Annotated in this window: 20 protein-coding genes; 8 read left to right on the top strand and 12 right to left on the bottom strand. The window is 60.3% G+C overall.

Translation table 11 applies throughout. The annotated features are described in order from the left end of the window. Nucleotides 1-25: 25 nt before the first annotated feature. From hpt to H8S11_RS04235, 5 genes are all read right to left on the bottom strand, one after another. Entirely contained in the window at nucleotides 26-568 is a 543-nt protein-coding gene (gene hpt, locus H8S11_RS04255) for a hypoxanthine phosphoribosyltransferase (protein WP_186852300.1), read from the bottom strand. A 22-nt stretch (nucleotides 569-590) separates the two neighbouring features. Beyond that, complete coding sequence (tilS, locus tag H8S11_RS04250) at nucleotides 591-1,991, bottom strand: tRNA lysidine(34) synthetase TilS (RefSeq protein WP_243200940.1); 1,401 nt, start codon at nucleotides 1,989-1,991, stop codon at nucleotides 591-593. 25 nt (nucleotides 1,992-2,016) lie between these two features. Further along, nucleotides 2,017-3,369: a replicative DNA helicase gene (gene dnaB / locus H8S11_RS04245; RefSeq protein ID WP_243200925.1), complete on the bottom strand. Its 1,353-nt coding sequence runs from the start codon at nucleotides 3,367-3,369 to the stop codon at nucleotides 2,017-2,019. A 205-nt stretch (nucleotides 3,370-3,574) separates the two neighbouring features. Further along, nucleotides 3,575-4,021 (bottom strand): 50S ribosomal protein L9, encoded by a 447-nt coding sequence (gene rplI / locus H8S11_RS04240; protein WP_147572704.1) that lies wholly within the window; start codon nucleotides 4,019-4,021, stop codon nucleotides 3,575-3,577. Between the two features lie 51 nt (nucleotides 4,022-4,072). Continuing rightward, a complete protein-coding gene (locus tag H8S11_RS04235; protein ID WP_186852298.1) occupies nucleotides 4,073-6,061 on the bottom strand; it encodes a DHH family phosphoesterase in 1,989 nt (662 codons plus the stop codon). 258 nt (nucleotides 6,062-6,319) lie between these two features. Between H8S11_RS04235 and H8S11_RS04230 the strand changes: the two genes are divergently transcribed. From H8S11_RS04230 to H8S11_RS04220, 3 genes are all read left to right on the top strand, one after another. Then, the gene (locus H8S11_RS04230) at nucleotides 6,320-7,384 is read left to right on the top strand and encodes a branched-chain amino acid aminotransferase (RefSeq protein ID WP_186852297.1); all 1,065 of its coding nucleotides are present in this window, start codon (nucleotides 6,320-6,322) and stop codon (nucleotides 7,382-7,384) included. 63 nt (nucleotides 7,385-7,447) lie between these two features. Next, a complete protein-coding gene (gene ucpA / locus H8S11_RS04225) occupies nucleotides 7,448-8,236 on the top strand; it encodes an SDR family oxidoreductase UcpA (protein ID WP_186852296.1) in 789 nt (262 codons plus the stop codon). A 69-nt stretch (nucleotides 8,237-8,305) separates the two neighbouring features. Further along, nucleotides 8,306-8,767 (top strand): GNAT family N-acetyltransferase, encoded by a 462-nt coding sequence (locus H8S11_RS04220; RefSeq protein ID WP_147572696.1) that lies wholly within the window; start codon nucleotides 8,306-8,308, stop codon nucleotides 8,765-8,767. 50 nt (nucleotides 8,768-8,817) lie between these two features. Here the strand turns inward: H8S11_RS04220 and H8S11_RS04215 are convergent, their stop codons facing one another. Continuing rightward, a complete protein-coding gene (locus H8S11_RS04215) occupies nucleotides 8,818-10,017 on the bottom strand; it encodes an ATP-binding protein (protein WP_186852295.1) in 1,200 nt (399 codons plus the stop codon). A 141-nt stretch (nucleotides 10,018-10,158) separates the two neighbouring features. Between H8S11_RS04215 and dusB the strand changes: the two genes are divergently transcribed. The 5 genes from dusB (at nucleotide 10,159) to H8S11_RS04190 (ending at nucleotide 15,612) form a co-directional block, all read left to right on the top strand. Further along, nucleotides 10,159-11,130 carry a tRNA dihydrouridine synthase DusB gene (gene dusB, locus H8S11_RS04210; RefSeq protein ID WP_186852294.1) on the top strand — a complete coding sequence of 324 codons (972 nt, stop codon included), beginning with the start codon at nucleotides 10,159-10,161 and terminating at the stop codon, nucleotides 11,128-11,130. A 13-nt stretch (nucleotides 11,131-11,143) separates the two neighbouring features. Next, nucleotides 11,144-11,662 carry an ATP-binding protein gene (locus H8S11_RS04205; RefSeq protein WP_186852293.1) on the top strand — a complete coding sequence of 173 codons (519 nt, stop codon included), beginning with the start codon at nucleotides 11,144-11,146 and terminating at the stop codon, nucleotides 11,660-11,662. 31 nt (nucleotides 11,663-11,693) lie between these two features. Then, nucleotides 11,694-12,305 (top strand): RNA polymerase sigma factor, encoded by a 612-nt coding sequence (locus H8S11_RS04200; protein ID WP_186852292.1) that lies wholly within the window; start codon nucleotides 11,694-11,696, stop codon nucleotides 12,303-12,305. 6 nt (nucleotides 12,306-12,311) lie between these two features. Next, entirely contained in the window at nucleotides 12,312-13,271 is a 960-nt protein-coding gene (locus H8S11_RS04195) for an anti-sigma factor family protein (RefSeq protein ID WP_186852291.1), read from the top strand. A gap of 268 nt (nucleotides 13,272-13,539) precedes the next feature. Continuing rightward, the gene (locus H8S11_RS04190) at nucleotides 13,540-15,612 is read left to right on the top strand and encodes an elongation factor G (protein WP_147572684.1); all 2,073 of its coding nucleotides are present in this window, start codon (nucleotides 13,540-13,542) and stop codon (nucleotides 15,610-15,612) included. A gap of 356 nt (nucleotides 15,613-15,968) precedes the next feature. On the opposite strand, the gene H8S11_RS04185 is transcribed toward H8S11_RS04190, so the two are convergent. From H8S11_RS04185 to H8S11_RS04160, 6 genes are all read right to left on the bottom strand, one after another. Further along, the gene (locus H8S11_RS04185) at nucleotides 15,969-16,292 is read right to left on the bottom strand and encodes a VOC family protein (protein WP_186852290.1); all 324 of its coding nucleotides are present in this window, start codon (nucleotides 16,290-16,292) and stop codon (nucleotides 15,969-15,971) included. A 33-nt stretch (nucleotides 16,293-16,325) separates the two neighbouring features. Further along, nucleotides 16,326-17,207 (bottom strand): 3-hydroxy-5-phosphonooxypentane-2,4-dione thiolase, encoded by an 882-nt coding sequence (gene lsrF, locus H8S11_RS04180; RefSeq protein ID WP_186852289.1) that lies wholly within the window; start codon nucleotides 17,205-17,207, stop codon nucleotides 16,326-16,328. A gap of 3 nt (nucleotides 17,208-17,210) precedes the next feature. Continuing rightward, on the bottom strand, nucleotides 17,211-18,209 hold the full coding sequence (locus H8S11_RS04175) for a dihydroxyacetone kinase subunit DhaK (protein WP_147572678.1): 999 nt from the start codon (nucleotides 18,207-18,209) through the stop codon (nucleotides 17,211-17,213). A 37-nt stretch (nucleotides 18,210-18,246) separates the two neighbouring features. Next, on the bottom strand, nucleotides 18,247-18,855 hold the full coding sequence (locus tag H8S11_RS04170; protein WP_186852438.1) for a DAK2 domain-containing protein: 609 nt from the start codon (nucleotides 18,853-18,855) through the stop codon (nucleotides 18,247-18,249). 225 nt (nucleotides 18,856-19,080) lie between these two features. Then, a complete protein-coding gene (locus tag H8S11_RS04165; protein ID WP_186852288.1) occupies nucleotides 19,081-20,013 on the bottom strand; it encodes a sugar-binding transcriptional regulator in 933 nt (310 codons plus the stop codon). A 112-nt stretch (nucleotides 20,014-20,125) separates the two neighbouring features. Continuing rightward, on the bottom strand, nucleotides 20,126-20,779 hold the full coding sequence (locus tag H8S11_RS04160; protein WP_186852287.1) for a CatA-like O-acetyltransferase: 654 nt from the start codon (nucleotides 20,777-20,779) through the stop codon (nucleotides 20,126-20,128).

Below are 20,779 nucleotides of genomic sequence, written 5' to 3'. Positions count from 1 at the left end.
TGCGCGGAGGTGGGGGAACAGGGGGCTATCCACCATATACCTCCGGTTTCAGAATGCCGATATAAGGCAGATTGCGGTATTTTTCCGCATAATCCAGCCCATAGCCCACCACAAAGGCATCTGGGATGGTGAAACCGGAGTAGTGGACCTCCACAGGCTTTACCCGGCGATCCGGTTTATCCAGCAGGGTGCATAGACGAATGGAGGCGGGATGCCGGTGTTCCAATATTTTTAGCAGGTAGCTTAAGGTGTTGCCGCTGTCCAGAATATCCTCCACTACAATGATGTGGCGGCCGGAGATGTCTTCAGACAGGTCCTTGGTAATCTGCACCTGTCCGCTGGAGGAGGTACCCTTGCCGTAGGAGGAAACGGACATGAAGTCCAGGGTGCAGTCCAAATCGATGGCCCGGCATAGGTCAGCCATAAAAATAAAGGAGCCTCGGAGCACACTGATGAGCATGATCTCCTTGCCAGCGTAGTCCCGGTCGATTTCCTGGGCGATCTCGTTGACCCGAGTTTTCAGCTGCTCCTCGCTGAACAAAACTTCCTGGATATCTTTCTCTAGCATAAGGTAATTCTTCCTTTCCAGTTTATTCCTCCGGACGGCGCAGCCGGGTCAGGGAGATGTGCCATGACCTTTCACCCGGCTGGGGAAGGCAGGCGGCATCAGGACCGAGCCCGGCCACGGCGGCTACGACCCCGTTCTGGGCAAAGACCGGCACCTGGTTCCGAAGGTGCCGGGGCACCTTTTCGTCCACAAACCATTTTTTGATGGATTTGCCCGGCCGCCCCAGGAGAGTCAGCCGGTCCCCTGTCTGGCGGGGGCGGACAGTAAGGGAGGACACAGCCTCCTGGCTTAAATAGAACTCCAGGGGACCCTGGGGCTGGCCGATATACCGCTCCGCCCCACAGACCACCTGCCAGTCCCCGACCCGGATCTCGCCGGGAAGGGGCAGATGGATTGGCTCCATCGGCGGAGGGCTGCTCCGACGGGCGAGGACCAGCAATCCATACTCCCTCCGTGCGGTAAGGCCCCAGGGCAGGTCCAGCCGGGCGGAGGGGCGGGGCGAACGGCACAGGTCCAACAGGGCGTGGAGATGGACAGCCCCACAGTCCTGGTCGCCCCCGTTGAGCTGGCCCAACAGGACTCTAATAGTCCGGGCGGCCACGGGATCCGGCAGGTCTAACAGTGTCTGTACAGGGATGGACAGGCAGTCCCCACTCTGTTGGGCCTGACCGGCCTGGTCCCGGGCCAGGGAGGTGAGATAGTCCTCATCCGCCCGAAGAAGGGCGGCGTTGTCCGCCAGCCGAGCGGCAAAATTGGGGAACAGCCCCTCCAGCACAGGCATTATCTGGTGCCGGATTCGGTTGCGGCTATAACTGTCATCCTGGTTGGAGGAGTCCTCCACATGGGGCAGGCCGTAGTAGGCCAGATAGTTTTCCACCTGCCGCCGGGTGGTGGTGAGCAGGGGGCGGATCACGCCGTCCCGTGCCGGTGGGATGCCGCCCAGTCCCCGAAGCCCGGTGCCCCTGGCCAGGTGAAACAGGATGGTCTCCCCGTTGTCGTCGGCGGTGTGGGCGGTAGCGATCAGGGTGGCGCCTGCCTGTTGAGCGGCCCGGTGGAGAAAGGCGTAACGCATCTGACGGGCGGCCTCCTCCGTCCCAATTCCCATTTGTGCGGCCTGGGCAGACACGTCGCCGGAGCCGGAAAACAGGGGGACAGCGGGGAGCTGAGAGCCGTCGGGCAGGCGCTGAGGACCGCAGCAGAGGGCTACGAACTGGGCCACGAAATCGGCGTCCCGGCGGGACTCCTCCCCCCGAAGCTGGTGGTCAAAGTGGGCGGCGGACAGGGTGAAGTCCAGCTCCGCCCGAAGATGATACAGGGCGTGGAGCAGGCAGACGGAGTCGGCCCCGCCGGAGACCGCGCACAGCACATGGCTGCCGGGGGGGATCAGGCCCAGGTGGGCAATGAATTTTTCCATGGACTCCATCAAAGCTGATCCTCCTGGCGGCGGCTCAATATTCTGAGTGCTGCCACTCCATGTCGCTGAAAGTAGTGAACTGGGGCTGCCACTGGAGATAGACGGTGCCCGTCTCCCCGTGGCGGTTCTTGGCGATGATGCACTCGGCCTCATTGGGATTTTCTGAGTCCTTGTTGTAGTAGCCGTCCCGGTAGAGGAACAGTACGATGTCAGCGTCCTGCTCGATGGCGCCCGATTCCCGGAGGTCGGACAGCATGGGCCGCTTGTCGGTGCGGCCCTCGTTGGCGCGGGAGAGCTGGGACAGGCACAGGACGGGCACATTCAGCTCCTTGGCCATGATCTTTAAGGAGCGGGAGATGTCGGACACGATCTGCTGCCGGTTGTCCCCAGAGCGGCTCTTGCCTCCGGCGGACTGCATCAGTTGAAGGTAGTCGATGACCACCAGGCCCAGGTCCTCCACCCGACGGCACTTGGCATTGATATCGGCCACGGTGACAGTGGAGTCGTCGTCAATCAGAATGGTGGACCGGCTGAGGGAGTCAGCGGCGGCTGCCACGCTCTCCCAGTCCTCCTCTGTCAGCTTCCCGGTGACCAGCTTCTTGTTGTCGATAAAGCACTCGCTGGCGATGAGGCGGAGGGCCAGCTGTTCCCGGCTCATTTCAAGGGAGAAGAAGGCCACTTTTTTTCCCGATTTTTTGCCCGCGTCCAGCAGAATATTCAGGGCCATGGAGGTCTTGCCCATGCCGGGCCGGGCGGCCAACAGGATGAGGTCGGATTTGTTCAGTCCGGAGATGGCCCGGTCCAAATCCTTCAAACCGGTGGACAGGCCGGGAACGGCGCTGTCGCTGGCGGCTAACTCGCTTAACCGGTCGTAGACATCGAACAGCACGTCGGAGATGGGGGTGAGCCCACGGGAGGAGCGGCCCTGGCGGATGGCGTAGATACGTTGTTCCGCCGCCTCCAGGATATCCTGCCCGGTGTCAGTGCCCTGGTGGATCATCTCCGTCAGGTCGCCTGCGGTTTCGGCCACCCTGCGGAGCAGCGTCTTATCCTTGATGATATCGATGTACTCTTTGACATTGGCCGCCGTGGGAGTGATGTCGATGAGCTGAAGCAGATAGCTCCGGGACTGGTCGGTATAGTAGCCGTGCTGCTTCATGTTCTCCAGCACCGTCACCGGATCAATGGTGAGGGAGTAGTTGAACATGGAGTAGATGGTCTCGTAAATTTCACGGTTCTGACGGAGGTAGAAGTCGTCGGGCCGCAGCTTGTCGATGACCTCAGGCACGCACTGGGGATCAAACAGGATAGAGCCCAGCACAGCCTGCTCCGCCTCCACCGAGTGGGGCAGCTGCTTCATCAGAAGCTCGTTGTCATCCAGAGCCAAAGGACTCCACCACCTTTCATTGGGACAGTCTATGGGCGGGAGTTGGACATCCCGCCGCGTAAGAGCCAAGGCCCTTGAAAATCTCCTTTTACAGACCTCTGGCCGGCCCTTTCATCGACCGGCGCAGGAAAAATTTTAGATTGACCCTGTCCTCCGACCACTGTCGCGCTATGGCCACAGCCGCAGAGGGGAGGGGAAAAGGGGGTTACGCCTCACTGACTGCCACATTGACCGTGCCGTTGACCTCATAGCCCAGCTTGGCCCGAATCTGATAGCCGCCGCATGCCTTGATGGGCTCGTCCAGAACCAGCTTGGCCTTGGCAATGGTGATGCCATGCTGGTCTGCCAGGGCCTCGGAGACCTCCTTGGCGGTGACGGCGCCGAAGAGCCGTCCGCCCTCGCCGGCCTTGGCGGCGATTTTGACAGTCAGCCCCTCCAGCTTTTTAGCCGTGGCCTCGGCCTCCGCCTTTTCAGCGGCCTCCTGGGCCTTCCTAGCCTTCTCCTGCTGCTTCATGGTGTTCAGATTTTCGGCGGTGGCGATGACCGCCAGCTTTTTGGGGAGCAGAAAATTGCGCGCGTAGCCGTCGGACACATCCACTAGCTGGCCCTTCTTGCCTTGGCCCTTCACGTCCTGCTGAAGAATAACTTTCATACGGTTCATATCCTTTCTGTGAGTCCGCCCCGGTGGGGCGGGAGTGGTTGTTTACGAGTCCAGATACCGGTCGATGGCCTGGGCCAGCTCGGCCGCCACCTCCTCCAGGGATTTGCCGGTGACCTGGCCGCCCGCGGCGGCGGCGTTTCCGCCCCCACCCAGTTGTTCCAGAATGACCTGGACATTGGTTTCTCCCATAGAGCGGCCCGAGATGTTCACCTGCTCCCCATCCTTGGAGAGCACAAAGGAGGTGTCGATGCCGATGATATTCAGCAACTCGTCCGCCGCCTGGGCCGCCACCACCCGGTTCACAGGGGCGGAGGAGACGGCGACGGCGATATGGTCCCGATACAGCCGGGCGTTCTGGATGATGGAGTACTTGGCGATGGTTCCCGCCAGGTCGTTCTGAAAGAGCTTTTTCACCTCGGCGGTGTCGGCTCCGGAGCGGCGAAGGAAGGCCGCCGCCTCAAAGGTGCGTCCGCCAGTGCGCATGGTAAAGTTCTTGGTGTCCAGCACGATGCCCGCCAGCAGGGCCTCCGCCTCGGCCCGGAGAAGCTGGTTGGGCTCCATAATGTACTGGAGCAGCTCCGTGACAAGTTCAGAGGCGGAGGAGGCGTAAGGCTCGTGGTAGTTGAGCGCGGCCCCCTCGATATAGGTGGCGGCCCGGCGGTGGTGGTCGATGACCGCCACCCGGTTGCAGGACTGGAGCAGCTCCTCCGCCTGGACCTGCTCGGGTCGATTGGTGTCCACCACAACAGCCAGGGACCGGGTATCGGCGATGAGCAGGGCATCCTGTGGGGCTAGGAAGCAGTCCTGGTACTCCGGCAGGGTGGACAGCCGATCAATGAGCTCCTGGGCGGGGGGAGACCCCGGATCCCGGATGATATGGGCAGGGGTCCCGTTTTTCCGGCACAGGGCACACACGCCGGCGGCGGCGCCCACAGCGTCGTTATCCGGGAATTTGTGGCCCATGATGAACACCTGGGAGGAGTCGGAGATCAGAGAGGACAGGGCGTTGGCCATGACCCGACTCTTTACCTTGGTCCGCTTCTCCGTCTCCTTGGAGCGGCCACCATAGAACTCGAAGGTAAACTTGTTGCGGATGACTGCCTGGTCGCCTCCGCGGGACAGGGCCATGTCGATGGATAGATTGGCGAAGGACATGAGTTCCTTGTAGGAGTCCCCGTCCTTGCCGATACCGATGGACAGGGAGGCGTTGATACCGCTGGGATTGACCACCTGATGGACGGTGTCCAGCACATCAAATTTCCGCTCCACAAATTGGTCCAGGTACTGCTCCTCAAAGAGAAACAGGTACCGCTCCCGCTGGTAGCGGCGGAGCAGGCCTCCGGTCTGGGCCACCCATTCATCCAGCCGGTTGTCGATCTCAGCCAGGATGCTGGATCGCTCATTCTCCGTCAGGTTCTTCATCAGGTCCTCGTAATTGTCGATGAGCAGAACGGCCGCCACCGGCCGGGAGGCGTTGAATTTGTCCCGTATCAGGCAGAACTCGGTGATATCCACCCAATAGGTGGTGGCTAGAAAGCCGCCCCCCCGGCCGCCGGTGCGGACCAGGTGGCCAAAGACCCAGAAGCGCCGTCCGCCGTACTCCACTTCGGTGGGGCATTCACTCTTGCCCTCCATGAGCCACCGAGTGTCAAAGCCGGGGATTAGGGAGGCCAGCTTGGCATCAAACATATGCTCCCGCTGTCCCTGGCCGGTGAGCTGGAGAAAGCGGTCGTTGGTCCAGATAATATCGTCGCTCTCCGGCCGAAAAATAATCATGGGCAGGGGAGAGTTGACCATGGTGTCCTTGGTGGCGGTATCCACCGTACCGGTGACACTGTCCAGATATTTTCCAATCTCCCGACGCCGGCGGCGGCTGTTTTCCCGGTTATACAGGCCAAGGCCCAGGACAATGACCAGCTCTGTCACCGCCAGGGGGACGGAATAGAGGGCGGACAGCAGGGCGAAGACGATCAGACAGACGAAGTAGAGCTGCAGCCTGGGCTGAAACAGCTGGGCGATCTTACGGTTCAAAAGAGATTCCTCCTCCCAGGAAATGCCCCACCAGCGTCACGCAGAGGCGGGGCGATCAAGACGAGATCACTCCAAAACGAGGTAAACAAAGATATTTTATTATAGCAAATAAACGGCGGGAAAACAAGAGCAAAAGGGGGCTGTCCATCAGAACCGTCCGAACGATATTTTTGTTGCGCCAAAAGGAAAAGACTGTTATAATAAAAAGCACATCTATAATAAAAAGCACATCAACAAAAGCTTAGGAGGGATACACCAATGGTAGATATCAAAATTACCCGCGCCTCGGTGCTGAAGGAAAAGCCCGCTTCCTCCACCTTGGTGTTCGGCAAGAGCATGACGGACCATATGTTTATTGCGGACTATGACGAGGGCCAGGGCTGGCACGATCCCCGCATCGTTCCTTACGGCCCCCTGCAGATTGACCCCGCCGCCAAGGTCCTGCACTATGCGGAGGAGATCTTCGAGGGCCTGAAGGCTTACCGCACCGCCGACGGCACTATCCAGCTGTTCCGGCCCCTGGACAACATTGCCCGGATGAACAAGTCCGCCGAGCGTCTGTGCCTTCCTCAGATCCCTGAGGAACTGGCCCTGGCCGGCATCACGGAGCTGGTCAAACTGGAGCGGGACTGGGTCCCCCACGAAGAGGGCACCTCCCTGTATATCCGGCCCTTCATGATCGGTACGGATCCCGCCCTGGGGGTCCACAGCTCCCACCATGTCCAGTACATCGTTATCGTCTGCCCGGTGGGCGCCTACTACCCTGAGGGGCTGGCTCCTGTCAAGATCTATGTGGAGAGCGAGGACGTGCGTGCCGTCAAGGGCGGCACCGGCATGGCCAAGACCGGCGGCAACTACGCCGCGTCTCTCCGGGCCGGCGACCGGGCCGAGAAGCAGGGCTACAGCCAGGTGCTGTGGCTGGACGGCGTCCACCGCAAGTACATCGAGGAAGTGGGCGCTATGAACGTCATGTTCAAGGTGAACGGCAAGATCCTCACCCCCGACCTGAACGGCTCCGTGCTGGACGGCATCACCCGTCGCTCCTGCATCCAGCTGCTGAAGGACTGGGGCTACGAGGTGGAGGAGCGCCGCATCTCCTATGAGGAACTGTTCCAGGCCGCCGAGGATGGCACTCTGGAGGAAGCCTGGGGCACCGGCACCGCCGCCGTGGTCTCCCCTATCGGCGAGCTGGCCATGGAGGGCAAGAAGGTCACCATCAGCGGCAATCAGATCGGTGAGCTGACCCAGAAGCTGTACGACAATTTGACCGGCATCCAGTGGGGCCGCCTGGCCGATCCCCACAACTGGATCATGAAGCTGTGATTTGAGCCAAGTTAGGGGTCCGGTGAATACCGGGCCCCTTTTCAAAAGATAGGAGTGTTTCAAATGGGTAAACTGGATGGAAAGACAGCCTTAATTACCGGAGCCTCCAAAGGCATCGGAGAGGGCATCGCCCGCACCTTTGTCAAGCACGGCGCCAGAGTGGTGCTGGCCGCCCGCGGCCAGGGGGTGGAGGATATGGCCGCCCAGCTCCGCGCCGAGGGAGCCCAGGCTGTGGCCGTCCGCATGGATGTGTCCGATATGGACAGCGTCCGTGCCGGCTATGAGGCGGGGGTGAAGGAGTTTGGCCAAATCGATATTCTGGTGTCCAACGCGGGCATCTGCCGCCTGGGGGACTTTCTGACCCAGAGCGACGAGGACCGGGATGCCCACCTGGACATCAACGTGAAGGGGGCCTGGAACACCTGCAAGGCTGTGCTGCCCGGTATGGTGGAGCGCAAGTGGGGCAAAATCGTCATCATGTCCTCTGTCACCGGCGATATGGTAGCCGATCCGGGGGAGGCGGCCTACGCCATGAGCAAAGCCGCCCTGGTGGGGCTGACCAAAGCCCTGGCACGGGAGTTCGCTCCCTGTGTCAATGTCAATGCCATCTGCCCAGGCTATGTCCTGACCCCAATGGTCCGGGGGATGGCGGACCAGTCCTGCCCGGAGAACCCCCAGTCCGTCATTGATGGCATCGCCGCTTCCATTCCCCTGGGGCGGCTGGCCGATCCCAGGGAGGTGGGCGAGCTGGCCGCTTTCCTGTCCAGCGACGAGGCCAGCTACCTGACCGGCGCCCAGTTCGTCATCGACGGGGGCTCTACCCTGCCGGAAACGAGTACCATGGGCGTGTAGACAAGCGGGAACCAAAGGGCGGCCCCTCTGCCATCCGAATAGAGGGGCCGCCTTTTCGCGGAGGAAAAGATGAAACTGAAGTTTGAACCTGTGACAGAAAAAAACAGAGCGCAGGCATTGAGGCTCCATGGAGCTCCTGGACAGGAGGGGCTGGTAGAGCCGGTAGAGCAGTGTTTGGCAGAGGCAGAGCAGTGGAAGGGCTGGCGGCCTGTCCTGATTTTAGACGGAGAGCGCCCCGTAGGATTTGCGATGTATGGGAAGTTTCCGTTAGAGAGTTTTCCCTTCGGGCGGGTGTGGCTGGACCGCCTGTTGATTGCGGGGGAACACCAGGGCAGGGGATATGGAAAGGCGGCTTTGGCCGGCCTGATCCAGCGTCTCCGGGAGGAGTACCGCTGTAAAAAAATCTATTTGAGTATCGTGGAAGGAAATTGGGCCGCGGCGGAGCTGTACCAGAAGTTCGGATTTCGTTTTACAGGAAAGAGAGATCCCCACGGGGAACAGATCATGGTGTACCTCTGTCCCAGAAAATAGAAAAAGAAATGGGCCATACCATGTTGTATGGCCCATTTTCTCCCAAACAGTCAGGCACCGAGGCTGGCGATAAACTGTCGGGCCACCCGGGGGGTTCGGCCGGAGTGGCGGATTTCCCAGGCCATCGCCTGAGCGTGGAGCTGTTCCCGCTCCATCTGGACCCCCGCCTGGTCGGCCAGATGGTCCACCAGGGCCAGAAAGCCGGCCTTGTTCATCGTCAGGTAGGGGATACGCAGGCCGAAGCGCTCGGCCAGGGCGGTCTTTTCCGAAATCGTCTCAAAGGTGTCCACCTCGTCCCCAGCCCGGTCGGTAAAGGTCTGACGGACCAGGTGGCGGCGATTGGAGGTGGCGTAGATCGCCACATTGACAGGCCGCTTCTCCAGACTGCCCTCCAGGATAGTCTTCATAGAGGAGTAGGTCTTGTCATCCTGGTCAAAGGCCAGGTCGTCGATGAACAGAATGAACTTCTGCCGCCGGGAGGCCAGAGAGCGGATCAGGCTGGGAAGGCCGGTGAGGTTCTCCTTCTGAATCTCAATGAGCCGCAGGTCCTCCATGCCGGGCAGGTAGAGCATGGACTTGACGGTAGCTGACTTGCCGGTTCCTCCGTCGCCAAATAGAAGGACATTGTTGGCCTGACGGCCGGAGAGGAGCAGCCGGGTGTTCTGCTCCACCTGCTCCCGCTGAAGCTCGTAGCCCAGCAGGTCCTGGGGCTGGGGGCAGTCCGGGTCGGCCACGGGGATGAGCTGCCCATCCTCCCACAGGAAGGCACGATACCTGGCATAGAGCCCGGCGCCGTGCTCCCGATAGAACTGGGTGAGGGAGTCAAAGTCGAAGGGGGCGGTGGCGCTCCACCGGGGCAGCCCTGCTAGAGCGGGGGACCAGTCGCCGGATAGCAGCGCCTTCATGGCGCCGATATACCGGTCGCAGTCCATCTGGGCTAACAGTACCAGAGTGCCTACGTCCCGTCGGGCGGCGTTCTCCAGGGCCGGGTCGGCGCCCCCCCGTTCGGCCAGTAAAGCATAGGGGGATTCGGTGTACCGAAGCTGGTCCCAAAGCCAGTCCCCCAGACCGGTAAAGCCTTCCCGGCGCAGATAGTAAAACAGGGCGGTGTAGTCGTCCACGGCCTCCTCTCCCTGGCCGCCAGCTAGGTGGTCCAGCAGATGGACCATATGGGCCATCACCGGCAGCTCCTTCAGTTCGCGGTAAGAGGAAAGGCCCCGAAGGGCGGCCCGCAGCGCCGTCAATTCCATAGTGATCTCCCCATTCCAAGGTTTTTTCCTATTTTAATAGGGAATGGGCGGCCTTGTCAACCAGGGAAGGGTATGATAAAATAACTAGATATTTGTGAAGCGGCCCGCGCGTCTTTTACGGCCGTGGACATTGGAGGATATATGGTATCTATTGGAGGAATCAAAATAGACACCCCCCTGGCCCTGGCCCCCATGGCGGGGGTGACAGACCTGGCCTTCCGTACCATCTGCCGGGAGCAGGGGGCGGGACTGACCTGCACCGAGATGGTCAGCGCCAAGGCCCTGTGCTACCAGGACAAGAAGTCCATCCCTCTGCTCCAGCTGGGGGACGGAGAGAGCCCCGCTGCTGCCCAGATCTTCGGCAGTGACCCGGTGTGCATGGAGGAGGCGGCCGCCATTGCCCATGAGGTGTCCGGGGCCGATTTTATCGACATCAACATGGGCTGTCCTGTCCCCAAGGTGGCTAACTCCGGAGACGGCTCCGGGCTGATGCGGGACCCAGACAAGGCGGTAAAGGTGGCTGAGGCGGTCATCCGGGGAGCGGGCTGCCCTGTCACGGTCAAATTCCGCTTAGGCTGGGATAAGGGCTCCATCAACTGTGTGGAGTTCGCCAAGGCTATGGAGGCGGCCGGTGTGGCCGCCGTAGCAGTCCACGGCAGGACCAGGAATCAGATGTACGCAGGGACCGCTGACTGGGACTGGATTCGAGAGGTAAAAAAAGCGGTGGAGATTCCAGTCATCGCCAATGGCGACGTGTTTCGTCCGGAGGACGCCCCCCGTATTTTGAACTATACCGGGGCGGACATAGCCATGATCGGCCGGGGGGTGTTCGGCAACCCCTGGCTCTTTGCCCAGTGCCGGGCCGCTCTGGAGGGCCGGCCCATCCCGGAGATACCCCCCCTGGCCCAGCGGTGCGACACCGCCGTGCGCCAGTTTGAGCTATCGGCGGCCAACAAGGGGGAGAAGATCGCCTGCCTGGAGGCCAGGCGGCACTATGCCTGGTATCTAAAGGGTGTCCCCCATGCGGGTTATTACAAGGAACAGATTGTGAAGATCACCACCCTGGAGGACGTGTACCGGGTGACCAGGGGGATCAAGCGGGACCTGTGTTGAAGAGGGCAGCGGTATGGTGCTTTTGATTGCGGGCAGTACCCACACCGGCAAGACGCTGCTGGCCCAGCGGGTGCTGGAGGAACGGGGCTGGCCCTATCTGTCCCTGGACCATCTGAAAATGGGACTGATCCGGAGTGGTCTGACCTCGCTGACGCCGGACAGCCCGGACAAGGAGCTGACCGCCCTTCTCTGGCCGGTTGCACGGGAAATGATCAAGACGGCCATTGAAAACGGGCAGAATCTGGTGGTGGAGGGGTGCTACATTCCCTGCGACTTTACGAAAGATTTTGTGCCGTACTACCTAGATCAGCTCCGGGCTATCTGGCTGATTTTCAGCCGGCGGTATATCTGGGAGCGCTTCGACCAGATTCTGGCCTGTGGCGGCGCCATCGAGCGGCGGCTGGACCCGTCCCTGGACCGGGAGGCCCTGGAGCGGGAGAATGAGGAGAATCTGCGGGCCTGTCAGCAATATGGTCATCCCTATGTGCTGATAGACAGGGAGTATGAGATAGACCTGGAGAAAATACTTTGATGAAAGAACTGTGAGTTGGGAGGGAGCGGAGATGTCCGACCAGGACCTTGTGGAAAGGGCCAAAGCCGGCGACCAGACTGCTTTTGAGCGGCTGGTGGTGGACAATCAGAATAAGGTCTACTCCCTGTGCGTGCGGCTGACAGGGGACCGGGAGGAGGGAGCTGACTTGGCCCAGGAGGCATTCCTGAGGGCATGGCAGGCCCTGCCGTCCTTCCAGGGGGAGAGCAGCTTCTCCACCTGGGTCTATCGGCTGGCCACCAACGTGTGTATCGACTTCTTGCGAAGGCAGGCCCGCCGCCGGGAGGTGGCGCCGGTTCAGTCCATCGATGATGAGGAGCTTTCCTGGACAGAGCCTGCCGATTGGGAGCAGGACCCACACCGCCAGTTGGAGAGGGCGGAGCTGAACCGGGCGGTGTCCCAGGGGCTGGAGCGGTTGCCTGACCACCACCGGCAGGTGCTGGTTATGCGGGAGCTGTCCGGACTGAGCTATCAGGAGATCGGTGACGCCCTGGCCCTGGATCTGGGGACCGTAAAATCCCGCATCGCCCGGGCCCGGCTGGCCCTGCGAAAAATTTTGCTGGAAGATGGGAACTTTTCCGATTCGCCCACGTCTAAACCATCGAAAGGAACAGAAGGGAGGTGACCCGGCATGGAAAATTGCGAAACATATCTGGAGTGGATCTCCGCCCATCTGGACGGGCAGCTGTCCGACGAAGAGGAACGGGAGCTGGAGGAGCATTTGGATCAATGCCCCACTTGCCGGGCCATTGAGGAGCGGCTTGCCGCTCTGCACGACTCGTTCCAGGGCTTAGAGGATATCCCTGCCCCTGAGGGATTCACTCAGGGCGTCATGGACCGAGTTCGGGCAGAGCAGTCCAGGCCAAAGGTGGTCCCCTTATTTAAGCGGCCCCAGTTCAAGGCGCTGGCCGGACTGGCCGCCTGCGCCGCCCTGTGTATCGGCCTGTACCGCGGGGGCCTGTGGGACCGGGCCGCCGACAATCAGTTAAGCGTTGCGAGCGCCACGGATCTGTGGCAGGAGGAGCCCCAGGTGAATATCAGCCTGTTCGAAGCCGATGATCCCCAGAGCGCGGAGTCGGAGAACAGTGGGGCGGAGGGCCAAGAGAGAAGCGAACCGGGTGGACAAACGGATATTTCCCCCTATGGGGCGGAGCTGGACGAGAGCGCACAGTCCCCCGCGCCAGACAGCGGAGTGTCGCCCGACCTCCGCTCGGAATCGCGGGAACAGGAGCCATCCGATGTAGGGGCCTCCAAGGTGGACACATTGGAGAGAGGTGTTCCGGAGGAAAACGTCTCTGGGAATGGGACTCCCTCGATGCTCCAGACTGCCCCCGGCCCGATGTATGAGGTAGCGGGCCAGACGGTGGCCGCGGTGCTTACCCTGGACCGTCTGCCCGAGGGCTGGGAGGATGTTCTGGGTGAGACCCCAGAGTGGCTGACCGATGAGGCCGGCCGCCCCTGCTGTTTTATTACAGCGGCCCAGCTAGAGGGGCTGGCTGCCCTGGCCCAGCAGGAGGAGAGCGGCAGCGCGCTGGCGGGCCAAACGGATCAGGACCAGCTCTGCGCCCTGGTGCTGCTTGAAGGACAGTGACACACTTTGATTTATGACCTCCGGTTTCGACCGGAGGCCATTTTTTTGCCATTTCTGGAGAACGCGGGAGAAAATGGAGGATTTTAGACGATTTGGGCACTTTTCACGAAAAATAGTGAGACCTCCCGGCGGGCACTGGGGAAAGAGCTGCTCCCATGCCAAAAAAACAGTTGTCAGAGAGACGAATTTAATGTATAATGACTAACAGCATGTAACGCCTCACAGGGGCGGAGCAATAGTCCAACACATAAGGAGTGGAAACAAGATTATGAGCTATTCTGTACAAAACATCCGAAATGTCTGCCTGCTGGGCCACGGCGGGAGCGGAAAGACCGCTCTGGCGGAGAGCCTGCTTTATATGACTGGCGCCCTGGACCGGATGGGCAAGTCTGTGGACGGGAATACGGTCTGTGACTATGACCCGGAGGAAGTCAAGCGTCAGATCTCCATCTCTCTGGCGGTCGCTCCCCTGGAGTACAAGGGCTGTAAGATCAATGTGCTGGACGCCCCCGGTGGCTTCGACTTTGCCGGTGAGGTGATGGAAGCCCTGCGGGCCGCTGATGCCGCTATCATCGTCTGCTCCGCCAAGGACGGCATCTCCGTGGGACTGGAGAAGGCGTGGAAATACTGCGAGGAGCGGAATATGCCCCGCTTCATCTACATCTCCAAGACGGACGAGGAGAACTCCGACTACAACGCCACCTTTGAGGCCCTGCGTGAGAAGTACGGCAACAAGATTGCCCCCGTGGTGGTCCCCATTTGGAATGAGGGCAAGAAAGTCACCGGTATCATCGACGTGCTGAACAAGCGGGCCTATGAGATGCAGAACGGCAAGCGGGTGGAGATCGACATTCCTGAGGGCAAGGAGGCGGTCATCACCGAGTTTAACGATGCGCTGAAGGAGTCTGTGGCCGAGACCAGCGAGGAGTTTATGGACAAATTCTTCGGCGGAGAGGATTTCACATACGCTGAGATGATCCAGGGCCTGCGTCAAGGCGTGCGGGAGCTGTCTCTGTTCCCCGTGCTGTGCGGTTCCGCCGTCAACACTATGGGTTCTCTGATGCTGATGGACTATATTGTGGATCTGCTGCCTAACCCCATGGAAGGTAACTACCACAAGGCCACCCGTCAGGACGGCGAGACCGAGCCCTTCGTGGTGTCCCCCGGCGGCGTGCCCACCGCTTTTGTGTTTAAGACCGTGTCCGACCAGTACGGCAAGTACTCCTATATCAAGGTGTTGTCCGGCGTCATCACCTCCGATTTGACATTGGTCAACGCCCGCACTGGCGCCAGCGAGAAGCTGGGCCGCCTGTATGTTATGCGGGGCAAGAAGGCCGAGGAGGTCAAGGAGCTGGGCTGCGGCGACATCGGCGCCATCGGCAAGATGGAGAAAGTCAAGACCGGCGATACCCTGTGTGACCCCCGGAAGGTGGTAGCCCTGAAGCAGATTCCCTTCGCTGAGGCCTGTTACTCCGTGGCCATCGCCCCCAAGACCCGGGGGCAGGAGGACAAGGTGGCTCAGGGCCTGAACCGGCTGAATGAGGAAGATCCCTCCTTCTATGTGGTGAACAACGCCGAGACCCACCAGATGGTCATCTACGCCGCCGGTGACATCCAGGTAGACGTGCTGGTTTCCAAGCTGAAAAGCCGTTTCAACGTGGATGCTGAATTGAAGGCGCCCCGCGTGCCCTACCGGGAGAAAATTCGCAAGACGGTCCAGAAGCAGGGCCGGCACAAGAAGCAGACCGGCGGCTCCGGACAGTTTGGTGACGTATGGATCCGCTTTGAGCCCAACCTGGAGGAGGAAGAGATGGTCTTTGCCGAGGAGGTCTTCGGCGGCTCCGTGCCCAAAAACTTCTTCCCCGCTGTGGAGAAGGGTCTGCGTGAGGCCTGCGTCCACGGCCCCCTGGCCGGCTATCCAGTGGTCAACCTGAAGGCCGTGCTGTATGATGGAAGCTACCACCCTGTGGACTCCTCTGAAATCGCCTTCAAGACCGCTGCCCAGCTGGCCTATAAGGCGGCTATGCCTGAGGCCAACCCTGTGCTGCTGGAGCCTGTGGGTGAGCTGAAGGTCACCGTGCCTGACAGTTACATGGGCGATGTCATCGGCGATTTGAACAAGCGCCGAGGCCGTGTCATGGGCATGACCCCCACTGAGGGCGGCGAGCAGGTGATCGAGGCCGAGGTACCCATGGCTGAAATGACATCCTATGCGATTGACCTGCGGGCGATGACTCAATCCCGCGGCTCCTATGTGTTCCACTTTGTCCGCTACGAGGACTGTCCCCCTGCGGCTCAGGAGAAGGCCATCGCCGCTGCCAAGGCCATGGCTGAAGAATAAGGTGATTACAATGTCCGCCCCGAAAGGGGCGGACATTGTTTGGCTGGCAGTCAGGGTGGGCGCTTCAATGGCATAAATTCGGAGCGGAGCGAAGAATTTTCGGAAGGGGAGCTTTACCCGCATGACATGAGGATCGGAAAAGAAAGAGGACCCGCCGGCATAGCCGTGAAGGGGACTGCCCCCCGCAGCCCAGGGGAAGGCCGGCGGCGCCTGCAGGGACGAAAACCAAATAGAAACTCCCGCCCTATGACAGGGTGGGAGTTTCTATTTGGGATATCTTTTATGATATAAAATAGAAAAAGTTCAGAAGTAAAAAGACTGCCAGAGAAGGCAATCACCCCAGAGCCCGGCGGGGCTCAGGCCTCCTGATACAGCTCCAAGACCGCCCCATCCTTCCAGACAAAGGCCAGCCGGTCCCCCTTGCCATTGGCGTCCATAGGACCACAGATGACGCTGTCGGCGTCGGCGATGTACTTCTCCAGGTCGTCCACCTTATAGGCCACATGGGGGAGGTGGTGGAGCACCTCGGGGAATGGGGTGCCCTCCTCAAACTTCAGATACTCGATCTTGTAGTCGTAGTCGTCCACGTTGCTGACCCAGAACTTGGCGCCCTCGTTGTATGTCATATTGGGCTTACGGTTAGTGATGGGGATACCAATGTGCATATACTCAGCGGACATAAGAGTTCCTCCTATCCTATTTGTATTCAAAACTTAGGCGTGTTTGACGGTCTCATACACCTCGTAGGCCTGCTGGGGGGTATAGCCCTCGTGGACCACCTTGCCGATGGCCTGGGCCATGCCGGCGGGGCAGTCGGACTGGAAGATGTTGCGGCCCATGTCCACCCCGTGGGCCCCCTCCTGGATGGCCTTGTAGGCCATCTCCAGGGCCTCCAGCTCGGGCAGCTTCTTGCCGCCGGCGATGACGATGGGCACCGGGCAGGCGGCGGCCACCCGCTCGAACCCGTCGCAGTAGTAGCTCTTGACGAGGTTGGCGCCGTTCTCGGCCAGCACGCGGGTGGCCAGTTGGAAGAATTTTTCCGTACGCTCCATCTGCTTGCCTACGGCCACCACACCCAAGGTGGGTATGCCGTAGCGGGTGCCGGCGTCAGCGGTGCGGCACAGCAGCTCCAGAGAGCGGGACTCTCCGGGGGCGCCAATAAAGGTCTGCACCGCCACGCAATCTGCGTTCATGCGAATGGCGTTTTCCATATCACAGGCGAAACCGCCGCCGTTGGACATCTCGTCAAACAGGACGGTGGTGTCATAGGTCACCCGGACGCACTTGGCTACCTGGTTAGCGGGGGAGACGCAGGAGCGGATGACGCCCTTGGTGCCCATGAGCACGTTGACATGGGGGATGAGGGGCGGGATGACCAGGTCGATGCGCTCCAGTCCGGCGGTAGGGCCCATGATATAGCCGTGGTCAAAGGCCAGCATGACGGTGTTGCCCGACTTGGGGTCAAATAGGCGGGCCATGCGGTTTTTCATGCCCCAGTCGCAGTGGGAAGCGCCTTTGACAAAGAATCCCTCCTGGACCTGGGGGATGTCCAGGTGGTAGTCGTGGGCGGCCTTGTTTCCGATGTTGTCAGCCATATCTTACTCCTTGCTGTAAGCGGGGGTGTGGCAGGGAGTGTTCCACAGGCGGATGAACTCCTCGTCCCACTTGGCGATGTTCATCTGGAAGCCGCCGGCCTCCTGAACGGTGAGGATCTCGCCCACCATGCTGGCCACCACTTCCACGCCCTTGGCCTTCAGGAACTCCACGGTGTCTTTAAACAGCACCAGCATCTCCATCATGGTGGTGGCGCCACAGCCGTTGATCATAACGAAGGCCTTGTCCCCTTCCTTCAGCTCAAGCTTCTTGCACAGGGCCTCAGCCACGGTGGCAACCGTGTCCTTGGAGGACATCATGGGCACCCGGACGCCGCCGCCCTCGCCGTGCTGGCCGGCACCGATCTCCATTAGGTCGGTCTCGCCCAGGTCGCCGAAGGACATCCCGTTCTGGGGGTGAGTGGCGTCGGTGGACTTGACGGTGACAGAGGCCATGCTGTCGGCATAGCGCTGGGCGATGTCGGCCACCTCGTCCAGGCTCTTACCCTCCCGGGCCGCGGCGGCGGCGATGTGGTACAGGGCAACAGCGCCAGCCAGTCCGCGCTTGTTGTCCTCTCCGTTGGGGTCGTACTGGATCTCCTCGCCGGTGACTACCTGGCGGAAGTTCAGCCCCGCCTTCTTGGCCAGCTTGATAGCCTGCTTGCCGGCAAGCTGGTCGCCGGCGTAGTTCAGGGTGAGGAGCAGTACGCCATGGCCTTTGTCAGCCAGCTTCATGGCGTCGAACACCAGCTGGCCATTGGGAGCGGCAAAGATATCGCCCACGGCCTGGACATCCAGCATCCCCTTGCCGACAAAGCCGGCTTGGGCAGGCTCGTGGCCGGAACCGCCATAGGTGACGATGGTCACCCGGTCAGCGTCTGCCAGGTCCTTGCTGATTACCAGGTGGCCGTCTACGTCTAGAATGTCGGGGTAAGCCAGGCCCAGGCCCACCAGCTCCTCGTCAGTAATGGTTTCAGGGGCATTGATAAACTTTTTCATTTTCATATGGAATCCCTCCTGTTCAAAATTGAGGATTATTCGTTTACATCTGGGCCAGACCCTGGAAGAAATAGGCCATGGAAGCGGCCCCGGCGTCCGGGGTTCCGATGGTCTGTGTGCCGTAGCTCTTGGCCCGGCCGAATTTGGAAACAAACTGGCGGGTAGCCTCCGCACCCTGGACCGCTGCCTGGGCGGCGGCAGTGAACAGCTCGTTCTCGTCGCTGCCAGGATAGGCGGCGATGGCCTGGCTGGCGGGGATCAGAGCGTCCATCATGGTCTTATCCCCCACCTTCGCTCCGGACATGTCGTCCAGCTCGGTAAAGGCACGGGCAAAGATGGCTTTAATGCCCGCCACGTCGATCTCGTCTCCTTCGGGGGCCTCCTCCTGCATTCCGTCCAACCAGGTGTTCCACAGTGGGACGGCACTGCCGCCGTTGAGCGCCATAACAGCCGTAGCCGCGTCGTCCAGCATCGACTGGATTCCGCCTTCCGCCCCGTCTACCGCGGCGGAGATCGCTCCGGCGATCTTGGCCATAGTAAGCCCGTGGTCGGCGTCGCCGAACTTGGAGTCGATCTCGGTCAATTCAGCCTCCGCCGCCGCGACAGCGGCACAGGCGTTTTTCAGCCGATCCTGAAACTCACGTTTCGTCATCACGATGTCACCTCCTTCTGTGCGTGACCAAAAGGGTCCCGCCGTTTACATTGGATTTATTGGTTACGTCTGTGCGTAAATCCTATCGCAGAAATTAACAAAGGTCAATAATGAAACGTTTTTTCTCTATAATTTACATAGGAAATCGAAAAAAATTAGACGAAATAGACAAAAATAAAACTTCCCAGAGGAGGTTGCTCTCCTCTGGGAAGTTACATATGTTATTTATTGCTCCAGCAGGGCCTTGACCAGGCCTGTCCGGGCGACAAGATGGGTAAAAAACCCGGACTGGAGGGCACCGCGCAAGGCCCGCACACTGGTGTTGGCCGAGCACACGCCGATGAGATTGGGGCATCGCCTCAGCACGTCTATGGGGACCTGAATGGCGAAGTCCTGTTCCGACTGGATTATCTTGCCCTCCTCATTGAAATAATAGGCCAGCATCCGCCCACAGGCGCGGTGGTGCTGGAGCAGACTGCCGTACCGAACCAGGGAGGCGAAGTCAGGACTGGAGGGATAGTTTCCAATGTTGACCAGTGCGGTATCGATCTGTTCCCATTGTTGGTAGATCTGCCGATAGACCTCCGTGGAGCAGAGCAGCTGCTTTTCCTCCAGGCTGTCGGGCAGGGCCGGAAGATAGAGAAAGTGAGGGGCGGCACCCAACTGCTGGGCCATCAGCCGGACGTTTTCGTTGGACTGATAATTCCGGGCTGGGATACTGGCGTTGCCCACCAGAGGGCAGATGTCGGTGACGCCGCTGTGGGGCTGAGGATTTTCTTCCAGCCAGGTCACCAACTGTCCGATCAAGTGCCCCCAGCCCACACCCAGGCGATGGGCACCGAGCTGTCCCAGCAGTTCAACGGCCCCCTTGGAGAGGGTCTGATTGGTGGCGTCGTCGTCCTCGCCGTCCTCTACCAGGACACCGCCCCGGATGGAACTAGACAGCCGGAGCCGGTCCAGCAGACTCGCCGCCTTCGCCCCAGGCTCATGGATGGTGATCTCCACCACCCCCAGCTCCCGCGCGTCAGAGAGCATCCGGCTGATGAGAGGACGGGATACCCCCAGCTCTCGGGCGATATCGCTCTGCTTCTGATCCTCCAGATAATACCTGCGGGCTACGTAAGCCAAGCGGGCCCGTTTTTCTTGACTTATTTTCACGACTATACCTCTTTTGCCGAAAAGTGTTACATATGTTACTTATAGCACAAAAGAGGCCCGCTTGCAACGACAAAGTACAAGATGGGACAAAATGTCTGACAGGAGACTTTATTCACATCATGCCAGACCAGGCCAGAAAATGATCGGGCTCTGCCAGGATTTGCTCCAGGGACTGGAAAAAGAGATGGCAGTGATAGCCGTCCGCCGCCCCATGGTGGACCTGGAAGGTAAAGGGCAGGATGATGTTGCCCTGCCGCTCCTGAAATCTGCCCCAGACAAACATGGGGCGAAGGAAGTTTAGACTGCTTTTCATCTGAAAGGAGAGGCCGGTGTAGGAGAACCAGGGGACACAGGAGAGCAGCACAGAGTCTTCCCGGCTGGCGGTCAGCGTCCCATCCGCTTCAAAGCGGTCCAAAGCCGCTGACATGGCGCGATAAAAGGCGGAAAAGTCCCGGTCATATTCCGTGTTCAGGCTGGCCATGTTGTGGGAGCGCCGGTCCAGCACCGTATACTCCGCATGGACGAGATCATAGAATCCAGGACGGCCTTGTGGGTCGAGCCCCATACGGAACTCCTTGTGCTGGTTGACCGCGGTGACCACCGCCCAGACAAGGGAGGGATAAAATCGAAGGCCCCTGGCCTTGACATAGGAATGGAACCGGGTGATAGTCAGCTCTCGCGTCAGAGCAAAGCTGCAGTCAAGGCCGAGAAATTCCTCGAATATAGCCCGCCGGTCCCAACGCTCCAGATCGATGGGAGAAAACAA

Source organism: Flintibacter hominis, assembly GCF_014287965.1.
Taxonomy (GTDB): domain Bacteria; phylum Bacillota; class Clostridia; order Oscillospirales; family Oscillospiraceae; genus Lawsonibacter; species Lawsonibacter aceti.
The sequence above is the reverse complement of the archived record's forward strand: the minus strand, read 5'-3'. Positions and strand labels throughout refer to the sequence as shown.

Coding starts and splice junctions, on each gene's coding strand:
- hpt (WP_186852300.1), bottom strand. CDS start 568: ATGCTAGAGAAAGATATCCAGGAAGTTTTGTTCAGCGAGGAGCAGCTG.
- H8S11_RS04185 (WP_186852290.1), bottom strand. CDS start 16,292: ATGTCCGCTGAGTATATGCACATTGGTATCCCCATCACTAACCGTAAG.
- H8S11_RS04200 (WP_186852292.1), top strand. CDS start 11,694: ATGTCCGACCAGGACCTTGTGGAAAGGGCCAAAGCCGGCGACCAGACT.
- H8S11_RS04215 (WP_186852295.1), bottom strand. CDS start 10,017: ATGGAATTGACGGCGCTGCGGGCCGCCCTTCGGGGCCTTTCCTCTTAC.
- ucpA (WP_186852296.1), top strand. CDS start 7,448: ATGGGTAAACTGGATGGAAAGACAGCCTTAATTACCGGAGCCTCCAAA.
- H8S11_RS04170 (WP_186852438.1), bottom strand. CDS start 18,855: ATGACGAAACGTGAGTTTCAGGATCGGCTGAAAAACGCCTGTGCCGCT.
- H8S11_RS04195 (WP_186852291.1), top strand. CDS start 12,312: ATGGAAAATTGCGAAACATATCTGGAGTGGATCTCCGCCCATCTGGAC.
- dusB (WP_186852294.1), top strand. CDS start 10,159: ATGGTATCTATTGGAGGAATCAAAATAGACACCCCCCTGGCCCTGGCC.
- tilS (WP_243200940.1), bottom strand. CDS start 1,991: ATGGAGTCCATGGAAAAATTCATTGCCCACCTGGGCCTGATCCCCCCC.
- H8S11_RS04175 (WP_147572678.1), bottom strand. CDS start 18,209: ATGAAAATGAAAAAGTTTATCAATGCCCCTGAAACCATTACTGACGAG.
- H8S11_RS04230 (WP_186852297.1), top strand. CDS start 6,320: ATGGTAGATATCAAAATTACCCGCGCCTCGGTGCTGAAGGAAAAGCCC.
- H8S11_RS04220 (WP_147572696.1), top strand. CDS start 8,306: ATGAAACTGAAGTTTGAACCTGTGACAGAAAAAAACAGAGCGCAGGCA.
- H8S11_RS04190 (WP_147572684.1), top strand. CDS start 13,540: ATGAGCTATTCTGTACAAAACATCCGAAATGTCTGCCTGCTGGGCCAC.
- lsrF (WP_186852289.1), bottom strand. CDS start 17,207: ATGGCTGACAACATCGGAAACAAGGCCGCCCACGACTACCACCTGGAC.
- H8S11_RS04205 (WP_186852293.1), top strand. CDS start 11,144: ATGGTGCTTTTGATTGCGGGCAGTACCCACACCGGCAAGACGCTGCTG.
- rplI (WP_147572704.1), bottom strand. CDS start 4,021: ATGAAAGTTATTCTTCAGCAGGACGTGAAGGGCCAAGGCAAGAAGGGC.